The organism is Shewanella sp. (assembly GCF_013214165.1).
GTDB lineage: Bacteria > Pseudomonadota > Gammaproteobacteria > Enterobacterales > Shewanellaceae > Shewanella.
Genome location: NZ_JABSSM010000045.1, coordinates 26,223 through 34,866, shown reverse-complemented (window position 1 = coordinate 34,866; position 8,644 = coordinate 26,223). Strand labels below are relative to the sequence as shown.

General features: G+C 45.3%; 8 protein-coding genes. 3 read left to right on the top strand and 5 right to left on the bottom strand.

Going from position 1 to position 8,644, the window contains the following annotated elements:
* The first annotated feature begins 131 nt into the window (after window positions 1-131).
* Window positions 132-917 (top strand): ATP-binding protein, encoded by a 786-nt coding sequence (locus HRU42_RS13515; RefSeq protein WP_295031849.1) that lies wholly within the window; start codon window positions 132-134, stop codon window positions 915-917.
* A gap of 142 nt (window positions 918-1,059) precedes the next feature.
* On the opposite strand, the gene HRU42_RS13510 is transcribed toward HRU42_RS13515, so the two are convergent.
* Both HRU42_RS13510 and HRU42_RS13505 read right to left on the bottom strand, forming a co-directional pair.
* Window positions 1,060-1,491, bottom strand: a complete 432-nt coding sequence (locus HRU42_RS13510; protein WP_295031848.1) for a hypothetical protein — start codon at window positions 1,489-1,491, stop codon at window positions 1,060-1,062.
* 438 nt (window positions 1,492-1,929) lie between these two features.
* A complete protein-coding gene (locus tag HRU42_RS13505) occupies window positions 1,930-3,843 on the bottom strand; it encodes a methyl-accepting chemotaxis protein (protein WP_367227182.1) in 1,914 nt (637 codons plus the stop codon).
* Between the two features lie 278 nt (window positions 3,844-4,121).
* On the opposite strand from HRU42_RS13505, the gene sbcB reads away from it, so the two are divergent.
* Both sbcB and cdd read left to right on the top strand, forming a co-directional pair.
* Window positions 4,122-5,534: an exodeoxyribonuclease I gene (gene sbcB, locus HRU42_RS13500; protein ID WP_295031847.1), complete on the top strand. Its 1,413-nt coding sequence runs from the start codon at window positions 4,122-4,124 to the stop codon at window positions 5,532-5,534.
* A gap of 95 nt (window positions 5,535-5,629) precedes the next feature.
* Window positions 5,630-6,520, top strand: coding sequence for a cytidine deaminase (gene cdd / locus HRU42_RS13495; protein ID WP_295031846.1), 891 nt, complete (start codon window positions 5,630-5,632; stop codon window positions 6,518-6,520).
* Window positions 6,521-6,596: 76 nt separating this feature from the next.
* Here the strand turns inward: cdd and HRU42_RS13490 are convergent, their stop codons facing one another.
* The 3 genes from HRU42_RS13490 to HRU42_RS13480 form a co-directional block, all read right to left on the bottom strand.
* Window positions 6,597-7,472, bottom strand: coding sequence for an NAD(P)-dependent oxidoreductase (locus tag HRU42_RS13490; protein ID WP_295031845.1), 876 nt, complete (start codon window positions 7,470-7,472; stop codon window positions 6,597-6,599).
* Between the two features lie 71 nt (window positions 7,473-7,543).
* Window positions 7,544-8,023, bottom strand: a complete 480-nt coding sequence (locus HRU42_RS13485; protein WP_295031844.1) for an acyl-CoA thioesterase — start codon at window positions 8,021-8,023, stop codon at window positions 7,544-7,546.
* A gap of 103 nt (window positions 8,024-8,126) precedes the next feature.
* Window positions 8,127-8,495, bottom strand: a complete 369-nt coding sequence (locus tag HRU42_RS13480) for a hypothetical protein (protein ID WP_295031843.1) — start codon at window positions 8,493-8,495, stop codon at window positions 8,127-8,129.
* Window positions 8,496-8,644 lie beyond the last annotated feature (149 nt).

Genomic DNA, 8,644 nt, shown 5'->3' with positions numbered 1-8,644 from the left:
AATAATTCTTGGTCGGAGTTAGTTCGCTAGATTTAACCTAGCAAACCCTCACTATGATGTTCCATTGACCCTATTTCCCGTTATAATACCCTACCGGTTATACAACGCATTTAAGAGATATTAACAACACCATGGATATCAGAGGAACTTGTATCTCATCAACAGTAGATGAGCACGGCCCAATTTATGTTTACCAAACAAGAACCAGCCGGATTCTCAGCTTTGATGGACGGATCTATCAAAGCTGCATGAAACTCAATGACATTAATGGATTAAATCTCGGCTACACCCAGGCCATGATGGCAGGTTTGTTTTTTATCCCCATTGTAAAAACCGCCACCATCATGGGGCTGGGGGCAGGCTCAATGGTAAAGAACCTGCTCTGTAGTTTCTCCGAGTTGAATGTACACGCGATTGAATACCGTGAAGCAGTGGCGCAGACCGCAAAAAAACATTTTCACTTACCCGACACTGATCGCCTCTTCATTCATATAGACGATGCTGTGAACTACATTAAAAACACCGACATAAAAAGCGATATTATCTTTTCAGATCTATACAACTCGGAAGGTATGGAACCGAAACAAGTACAATTATCCTACTTGCGTGATTGTAAAAATGCACTCAACAAACACGGTGTCCTTGTGCTCAATATCTGGCATACGGCACTGGAATTACGAGCAGAGTTAGATGAATTACTCGCGCTCGAATTTGAAAACCGACTACTCAGTTTCGAAGTAGAAAGTGGAAACAGGATCGTACTCGCATTCAAAAACGACATCCCCTCAATAAAAAGAGAAGCACTACTGACTAAAGCTAAATTGTTACAAGAGAAAATGAACATTCCAATGGCACGTTACGCCGAATTACTCTCTGACATCATCTCCGACCTAAAGGACGCGGATCCCTACTGCTAGCGTTTGATGCCCCAAACGAAACAAGTGGGGTCAGTGTTAGCTTTATGCTACGCCTTTAATCTGGCAGTAAAAACAGTCACTCGTTTTCCCCTAATGCGGCAAAACAATATTTCTGATGGACCACAGCAACGGCCCATGCTAGCTACTGAATCTCAGTCCTTAACTGGGCTATTTGCCTGTCTATGGTTGAAACCAGCGTGTCGGCTTGCTGTGTGACTGCATTCATCTCTTGAGCTAGACTTTGTTGCCAGGTGGCCCCAGCTAAATTATTGTTGGCCCATCGGCCCCGATTCCTCAAGGCGTTTAATTGGTTGTCACGCTTCTTTATTGCTTTTTGTCGCTGCAATTCTAAGTGATTAATCGCGCGTTCTACTTCTTGGTTATTAAAGTATCTTAGGCTCTTCTGTTTATCTAATTTATGGCTATTGACGACTACGCTGCCGACATGGCTCAAATCGAGAGCCTCGGAGGCATCATCACACGGATCGGCTTGATAAACGCCATCAGCACATTGGTAGACTTCACTCATCACCATCCCTGGTACCAGCAAAGAAAAAAATAATAGGTATCTCATAAACCCCTCCGATTGCCATACTGTATGCTCACCAATACAGTATGGCTCTGGTACACAATTTAACTATTTTGGACTAACCCACGAACTTGGAGGCTAGCACCTAGTGGGAGTCATTCTGTCTTACTTAATCATGGAAGATTAATGAAAATAAAGAAATATAATCGGGTAGCCGGAGGTGTCTAGCCTCCAGCCCCAGCCTGCATGCGGCTCCGTAGAAAAAACAAAAGACGGGACAAGCATCTCTTTTGTACTTTAGTGCCTCCCCTACTAACCTTCAAGTTACTCAACCCAGCTTTGTTCAGGATAACGATTATGACTTCAGCTTAGTCAAGAGAGCTTCGTGTTCATCTGGCAATCTTAATGTCTCAGTTGTAATGTTAGTGGCGTAAAATGTCGATGAACATGATGCGCCACACTCCCGTTTCAACACTCAATGCGCTAACTCAGTTTAAACTGTCCGACCAGTGATCTCAGCTGACTATTCGCTGTGGCTAGATCAAGTGCCTGTTCCAAGGTGGCTTTACCATTGGTGGCAAGTTCGGCAGCCATATCACTAATCGTTGCCATGTTGCGGGTGATATCATTCGATACTGAGCTTTGCTCCTCGGCAGCAGTGGCTATCTGGGTATTGAGGTCATTGATTGTATTTACAGATACACCTATGGCATCTAAGTCAGTCGCAACCATTTCAGTGGCCTTAGACGTTTTTAAACAGGTAGATTTTGTCATTTCCATAGCGGAAATTGCGGCAATGGAGCCGGATCTCAATTTTTTAAGTGTTTGTTCTATTTCAGCTGTGCTTGTCTGCGTCCTGGCCGCAAGTGCCCGTACCTCATCGGCCACCACAGCGAATCCCCGACCTTGCTCTCCTGCACGCGCGGCTTCAATGGCAGCATTTAACGCCAGTAGATTGGTTTGATCCGCAATGTCACCAATAACTTTTAACACATTAGTGATGTTGACAGTATCGCGGTCAATCTCGGCAATATTTCTTTCGGTGTTTTCTACCTCACGCACTAATTGTTCCACGGTCGAGCTGGCTAGCCCTACGGTCTCTTTAGATTGTACCGCCTGTGCATTGGCCATCTGGGTGAGCGATGCGGTTTCGTTACCATTTCTGGCGACTTCATGGGCGGTAGCACTCATCTCTTCTATGGCTGCTACAATTTGCTCTGCCTCGATGGTATGAGCCGAAAGAATCTGACTATTTGCATCGGATTCAGACTTCAGGTTTTCTATGTTGGTGCCTATGTGATCGGTTGCTTGCAATACCTCTGTCATCATCACTTGTAAGTTGGATATGAACAGATTGATAGACTCAGATATCTTGCCCAAATCATCTTGGCTCACAACAGGTAACCTACGGGTTAAATCTCCATTACCGGTAGACAAATCACTCACCATCTCTTTAAGCAGTAGAATTGGTCGGTATAAGATCTGCAGTGCAGCAAGCATAAGAAATATCGCGATAATAATCAGCACCGAAGAAGAAAATACCGCGCGGGTTAGACTTGTTTCAATTTCTGCATAGGCAATTGATTTATCTACGGCGATAAACAGGTACCATCGTTTACCATTGACCAATTTTATCTTTTTGGTGAACGCAAGTTTATCGATCCCCTCGAGTGTGTAATCTTGCATCAAGCTCTCTTGCGACAGCATCTTGCTGCCAACATCCTCCAAACCCGCTATATCACTTACTCTCTGCCCCTCAGACACTAGGTTTGAATTACTGGCCAAAACCTTACCTGAGCCATCGGTGATCAAGGCTACTGCACCTGGATAATTAATGTCTTTCACAGTTTTGGCTAAAATATCTAGCTCTATGTCCGCCAAAACGACGCCATCGCCCATATATTTGATGATAGAGACGACTTTTTTACCCGTCGTAGAATCGGTATAGACCTCGGTGAGGTCAAGTACTTTGCTGGTCTTTGCCTGAATATACCAAGAGCGTTTACGGGCATCATACAAATCAGGCTTAGCGACACCATTGTTCCACTTTTTACCTGCAGCGCTAGAGTAAGCAGTTCCATCTTCGAAGCCAAAGTAAATATTCGCAGTTTCACCTATGGCATTAGTTAACCTGGCGATACCAACCAAGTCATCTTGTAAAACGCCATTATTATAATGTCTAGCTAACGTATCGACTAAGTGACTCCTTGACTGAAACCAAGTTTCAATTTTATTGGCTTCATAATGCAAAATACTGATGGATGATGCATTGACAGTCGCAATAGTACTATCGCGATGTGTAATATATGACAACCAGTTTGATACTATCAAAGCTACGGTTATCAAAAATATCATAGAGGCAATGAGAGCCCCTCTAAAACCTAATAATTTATTCACAAAAAATCCATTTAGTCTAATTATAAAATGTCAGAACATACGCAGGAAAACTCGGACGATTAACCTGAATAACCATAATACTATATAATAATCAACTTATTCTAGACCTATGTCATGCTTTATCACTAGAGATATTAACAATATCAACGCAATCTATTGCTTGGGAATTTGTTGATAGATAATACGACTAACGGCCCAGTGTTCTCGATGAGGCTAACGACAAGGGATATAATAGAATGCTATGATTATTGACAACTATTACCTAAAAATAATCACCTATGCCTCACAGTTCAAACCACACCATCTTCTGGCACGATTACGAGACTTTCGGTGCAAACCCATCAAAAGACAGGCCATCGCAGTTTGCCGGGATCAGAACCGATATGGATCTCAATATAGTCTCTGAACCTGTGACCTTTTATTGCAAGCAGGCAACCGATTACCTGCCCTCCCCTGAGGCCATATTGATCACGGGCATCACGCCACAGCTTGCCAATCTCAAAGGCATGCCTGAAACGGAATTTATGGCTAAGGTCAATGAACAGTTCAGTCAAGCCAATACCTGTGTGGCTGGATACAACTCGATACGCTTCGATGATGAAGTCACCCGCTATGGTTTCTATCGTAACTTCATCGATCCCTATGCGCGTGAGTGGCAGAAAGGAAATTCTCGCTGGGATATCATAGATCTGGTCAGAGCCTGCTACGCTTTCAGACCCGAAGGCATTGAATGGCCAGTAAAAGAAGATGGTACACCTAGTTTTAAGTTAGAGCATCTCACCAAAGCGAATGGCCTGAGTCATGAGAAAGCCCACGATGCCATGTCTGATGTGTATGCCACCATAGATATGGCAAAACTCATTAAGCAGAAGCAACCTAAGCTGTTTGACTACTATTTTCAGCTGAGACGTAAGCAGGAAGTCAGCAAACAGCTTGATGTCCTCAATATGCAGCCCTTGGTCCATGTGAGCTCTAAAATCAGTGCCGCACATGGCTGCACCACGCTTATCGCACCGGTGGCGCATCACTCCAGCAATAAAAATGCCATTATCTGTGTCAATCTGGCCATGGACATCTCGCCGCTCATCGAGTTGGATGCAGAGCAGATCAGGGAACGCATGTATACCCGCAGGGACGATCTCGCCGCCGATGAACTGCCTATCAGCGTGAAACAGATACATATTAATAAATGTCCCTTCATCACATCACCTAAGATACTCACAGATGAGCTTGCTCAGCGACTCAATATCGATAAAGCCTTCGCCAGAGAGCAATACAAGTTATTGAAACAGCATCCGGAGCTAAGAGAGAAGTTGGTCGCCGTCTTCGACGTGGAACATGACAATGGCAGCCAAGATCCCGATCTTCAGCTCTACAGCGGAGGCTTCTTCGGCTCGGCAGATAAAGAGAAAATGGAGATTATCCGTCATACCTTGCCTCAAAACCTAGCGGCCCTTGAGCTCAATTTCGATGATCAGAGACTCGAGGAGATGTTGTTTAGATACCGAGCCAGAAACTACCCGGCAACCTTAGATGATTCTGAGTCGATAAAGTGGAGAGACTTCTGTCAATCTAGGCTGAACGATCCAGAATATATGATGCAGTTAGAAAACCTGGTCAATGACACAGCAGACGATGAAGATAAACAGAAGTTACTAACAGCGTTATGTCATTATCTTAGCAATTTATAAATTTGAGTCGGCTAAGTGCGACTTAGATCTCATTATCTTTGAAACGCACTTACTAATATGATCTTCATTAATTGAACAAAAGCAGGACATGGCAGATGCAAGATAGATTTATAAGCTGTATTTCTCAGTTACCAAAGCCACTCTCAGATGCACTCATTCCTTTATTACACGAGAATTTTTCCGGCCATATCGATGCCCAACAATTAGCGGGCTTAGTTAAAGCCAGCGGCTTAACCGAAGCAGAATTACTGCTCGTGCTATTACCCGTAGCCGCGACGCTAGCCAGACCCCCTATCAGTGATTTCCATGTTGGCGCCATTGCTAAAGGCAAAAGCGGCGATATCTATATGGGTGGCAATATGGAGTTACCCGGTGAAGCCCTGTTTCACTCGGTCCATGCCGAGCAGAGTGCAATAAGTCACGCCTGGCTCAGCGGAGAGACTCAGATAGTCGATATCGTGGTGAATTTTTCTCCCTGCGGCCATTGCCGTCAATTTATGAATGAATTAGTCGAAGGCGCTCAGGTTAGGATCCATCTACCTGAGCAAGAAGCGCAACCGCTCACACACTACTTGCCTTATGCGTTTGGCCCGTCGGATCTCAATGTCACAGCGCCACTGCTATCCAAGCAAGTCCATGAGCTAAGTTTAGACAGTTCTGATCCCATGATCATCGAAGCCTTAGATCATGCAAGCCTGAGCTACGCCCCCTATACCAGTAGTTTTGCCGCAGTAGTGTTAGAGACGCAAGACGGCGCCACTTATTGCGGACGCTATGCCGAGAATGCGGCATTTAATCCCTCTATGTTACCCATGCAGATGGCACTATCGACCATGGCACGCCATAACAGACTCTTTAGCGAGATATCCCGGGCAGTATTGATCGAGTCCGCCCAAGGTAAGATATCCCTAGTCGGTGCGACTATGGACGCGTTACATGCCGTCGCCGCTGTAGAACTTGAACATATCGTGCTAGAGCCAGTGTGAGCAGGTATTAAAATAATCTATACATTAAAAAGGACTGATATTTCAGTCCTTTTTTTATACCAGTTCCACTATTGAGCTATTTGCGATTTTTTTCCAGCTTAGCCAACAGGCTCGAGGTGTCCCAGCGATGGCCACCGATCGCCTGAACTTCTGAATAAAATTGATCCACCAAGGCCGTCAAGGGTAAGTGAGAGCCATTTTTTCTCGCTTCATTCAGGGCAATATTGAGATCTTTTCTCATCCAATCGACGGCAAAGCCCAGATTGTACTCGCCGTGCCACATGGTTTGATAACGGTTCTCCATCTGCCAAGATTGTGCCGCCCCCTTGCTGATCACCTCGATGACTTTCTCACCATCGAGACCCGCGCTGCGAGCAAAGTGCAAACCTTCCGCCAGACCTTGTACCACGCCTGCGATACATATTTGGTTGACCATTTTAGTCAACTGACCCGCCCCCACCTCACCTAAACGTTCTACACAACGAGAGTATGCGGTCATGACTGACTCAGCCCGGGAAAAATCAACTTCATCCCCCCCAGCCATCACGGTCAAGACGCCATTTTCGGCGCCAGCCTGTCCACCAGACACAGGAGCATCGATGAAGCCAACCCCGGATTGGGCAGCGATGGCACCTATCTCTCTGGCGATATCGGCGGATGCGGTAGTATGGTCCACCAAGATGCTGCCTGAGTTCATGGCTTGTAACACGCCATCTTCGCCTAAGGTGACTTGCCTTAAATCATCATCATTGCCGACACAGATAAACACCATATCTTGTCCTTCGGCGGCGAGTTTAGGTGTCACTTGATACGTTCCGCCATGGGCCGCGACCCAATCTCGGGCTTTTTGCTCGGTGCGGTTGTAAACGGTGACCTCATGATCTGCCTTGATCAAGTGGCCTGCCATGGGATAACCCATGACCCCTAAACCGATAAATGCTACTTTCGCCATCTTACATCCTAATTGTTATTTCGAGTGTAGTAATAAAAAAGTCACCTTAAGGTGACTTTCCCGGTAAATATTTAGCCCATCACATGGGCTTCCATCTCGGCGCCAATTTTCTTGCGCATCTCCATCAAACGAATGGCTGAGTCACGTAACTTTATATCATGCTCGCTCTGAGGCAGCCATTCAGGGACTTCTGTGGGCTTACCCGCATCATCTACTGCCACCATGATCACGATACAGTGTGTGGTCAAGTGGCGTTCAGGATACTTAGGATCGCCCGCTCTAACGTCTATGCCTAAATGCATAGATGAGCGTCCGGTGTAGATCACTTTAGCGCTGGTTTCTACAATATTGCCCACCTGGATAGGTTTCACGAAGCGAATTCCGCCAGCGTAGGCCGTGATGCAATATTTACCACTCCAACCGGCAGCACATGCGTAAGCGGCCAGATCGATCCATTTCATTACCGCCCCACCATGGACTTTACCACCAAAGTTTACATCTGCAGGTTCTGCAAGAAACCTTAGGGTTATCTCTCTCTCTTTACCAGCCATAGTTTTCTCGAATCAATTTTCTTTACAATAAGTGTACGTCAAAAAGTCAGCTTAGAGTACAAGTAAAGTCTGTGATTAGCGCTTAAATCAAACAGATAAAAAATTATCCGAGTTTAGTCACTAATACACAAGCGGCGAGAATCAAAGGAATAGCCAGACGATAGGTCCAAAGCTGAACCCCAGGGCTCAGCATCCGCGAAGCTTTGAACCATGAGTGTAAACCAAAACCTGCCATAAATAGCATCAGCACTTCGACGCCCGCAATCGTATCGGTATCTCCACCGGTAAAAATGGCCGTCACTAATAAGGCAAACCAGACGAGGGTGAAGCCAGCGGCGGCTAAAGAAAAGGTCTTCATGCCAACATTCAGATTAGGTAAGAATGACTTATTCTCACCACGAATAAGTTCGCTGAGGTTAGCGGTTAATGCGCCAACGAGTGGCATCAAGGGGACGACGGCAAGATTTAACATGATATTTCCTACAGATAAATTCAAATAAAAACAAGTATCTGCCCATTAGGCTTAGCTTCCAAGCGATGTTTACCATGATTAACTAAGCTTAATCTTGCGGAAATTTATGCTTAATCTCAGCCAAACCTAACGGTGTTAACATCAAAAAA

What these genes read in the sequence shown, in the direction of transcription:
- HRU42_RS13515 (WP_295031849.1), top strand. Translation starts at nt 132, where the DNA reads ATGGATATCAGAGGAACTTGTATCTCATCAACAGTAGATGAGCACGGC.
- HRU42_RS13510 (WP_295031848.1), bottom strand. Translation starts at nt 1,491, where the DNA reads ATGAGATACCTATTATTTTTTTCTTTGCTGGTACCAGGGATGGTGATG.
- sbcB (WP_295031847.1), top strand. Translation starts at nt 4,122, where the DNA reads ATGCCTCACAGTTCAAACCACACCATCTTCTGGCACGATTACGAGACT.
- cdd (WP_295031846.1), top strand. Translation starts at nt 5,630, where the DNA reads ATGCAAGATAGATTTATAAGCTGTATTTCTCAGTTACCAAAGCCACTC.
- HRU42_RS13490 (WP_295031845.1), bottom strand. Translation starts at nt 7,472, where the DNA reads ATGGCGAAAGTAGCATTTATCGGTTTAGGGGTCATGGGTTATCCCATG.
- HRU42_RS13485 (WP_295031844.1), bottom strand. Translation starts at nt 8,023, where the DNA reads ATGGCTGGTAAAGAGAGAGAGATAACCCTAAGGTTTCTTGCAGAACCT.
- HRU42_RS13480 (WP_295031843.1), bottom strand. Translation starts at nt 8,495, where the DNA reads ATGTTAAATCTTGCCGTCGTCCCCTTGATGCCACTCGTTGGCGCATTA.